Raw genomic sequence first — 1,585 nt, 5'->3', positions numbered from 1 at the left:
GAGGTGACAAACTATAAACAGTCAAGAGAATTTTGAAATTTTTTTGAATTGTAAAAATGGGTAACTTTAATAAGCCATCTGAATACATCGTATTTCAGATGGGAGAAATTAGTATTAATCCACTAGAGATTAACGAAGTTTCTGTGCATTAAAGTCGATATCTTGCCTCTCCAATGCGTAGATGACTCTAATAAGCTTTTTGGCTACATGAGTAATGGCTACTCGATGTGGTTTGCCTTCTCCGCGTTTCTTGGCATAGTAAGTTGCAAATGTCATGTCAAAGCGGATTAACGGTAGACAACAATTGATAAGTGTGTAGCGGAGCTGGGATGATCCACGCTTAACCATCTTACCTCCGTGAGATTCAGTACCAGATTCGTTGATTCCTGGTTCTATTCCAGCAAATGCAAGCATTTGTCCTGGATTAGTGAAGTTAGATATATCGCCGTATTCAGAATAGATTACAGCTGCTGATAATGGTCCGATTCCAGGAACTGACATATAGTGAGGATGTACTTCTTCAATTAGTTTGTTGATTTCTTTTTCAATGGTATTAATCTCTTTTACAAGGGATTTGTATAAAGATAAAAGACTGTTCAGCTCTACATCAAAAATAGAGTTATTTACACCAACAGTATTGGCAGCAAGTTCTTTTAGTCGTAGAAATTGCTGTGGTGAAAACTTCCCCCGGGATAAGGAACGTAGCTTTTCATAAGAGGCTGAGTTCATACGAGCCATCTTTTCAGCAGAACCATAGTTTTCAAGCAGATAGAGAGCAGTTTTGGATAAGCGTTCATTAAAGAATGGTTTAAACTCAGGGAATGTATGATCTAACACATTTGTGATTTTAATAAGATAGAAAGAACGCTGTCGGATAAGTTTATCGCGTAAACGAGTTAATGACTTTAAAGAGTAAGCGTGGTAAAATCCTTTTGAATGGGGTTTGTATTCAACAGTCATTAACCAACGAGCTATTGATTCGCAGTCAACAGAGTCGGTTTTTGTACGCCTAAGTGTTTTTGATTTCTTGTATTCACTGATGAGAACAGGATTTACTTCCATGAAGGTTAGGAGAGAATTTTCAAGGAAGAGTTCAAGATTGAGAGCATAATGGGCAGTTGATTCAAACCCTATTCTTATGTCAGCAGGATTTGCGAGAGAATGAATGATTGTAAGCAGTTCATTAAAGCCGGCTTTATTGTTTTTGATTGTGACTTTAGAAACTACTTTTTGATCAGCTGCAGAAATGATGCAGCAATCATGTTTGTACTTGGAAATATCAATTCCAATAAAGTACATTGACATAGGTTTATACCTCCTGATAAATATTTTGAGCACTGCTGTCTTCCACAGAGAATTCGGCTGTGTAATCACGTAAATAAAAACGTCGATGCGTTAACAAACTGATTAACAGTAATAGACGAAAAGCTGTGGTCTGAGTCACCTCATACCAGTCAAAGCTGTAAAGTTATAGATACAGATCCACAGTGCCTTTTCAAAATATATCAGAGATGGAAATAAATACCCAGTGTTAACTGGGAGAAAGGAAAAATCCAATTACCATCTAAGATAATTGGATTATACG

The 1,585-nt window shown here is 36.8% G+C and carries 1 protein-coding gene; it reads right to left on the bottom strand.

The window, feature by feature from the left end; all coding sequences use genetic code 11:
- Positions 1–129: 129 nt before the first annotated feature.
- Complete coding sequence (locus tag DWX26_RS16540; RefSeq protein WP_118595432.1) at positions 130–1,305, bottom strand: IS110 family transposase; 1,176 nt, start codon at positions 1,303–1,305, stop codon at positions 130–132.
- Positions 1,306–1,585 lie beyond the last annotated feature (280 nt).

Origin of the sequence: Blautia sp. AF19-1 (assembly GCF_003479155.1) — a bacterium.
GTDB classification, from domain to species: Bacteria; Bacillota; Clostridia; order Lachnospirales; family Lachnospiraceae; genus Fusicatenibacter; species Fusicatenibacter saccharivorans.
This window is presented reverse-complemented; position numbering and strand designations above follow the sequence as displayed.

What these genes read in the sequence shown, in the direction of transcription:
- DWX26_RS16540 (WP_118595432.1), bottom strand. Translation starts at nt 1,305, where the DNA reads ATGTCAATGTACTTTATTGGAATTGATATTTCCAAGTACAAACATGAT.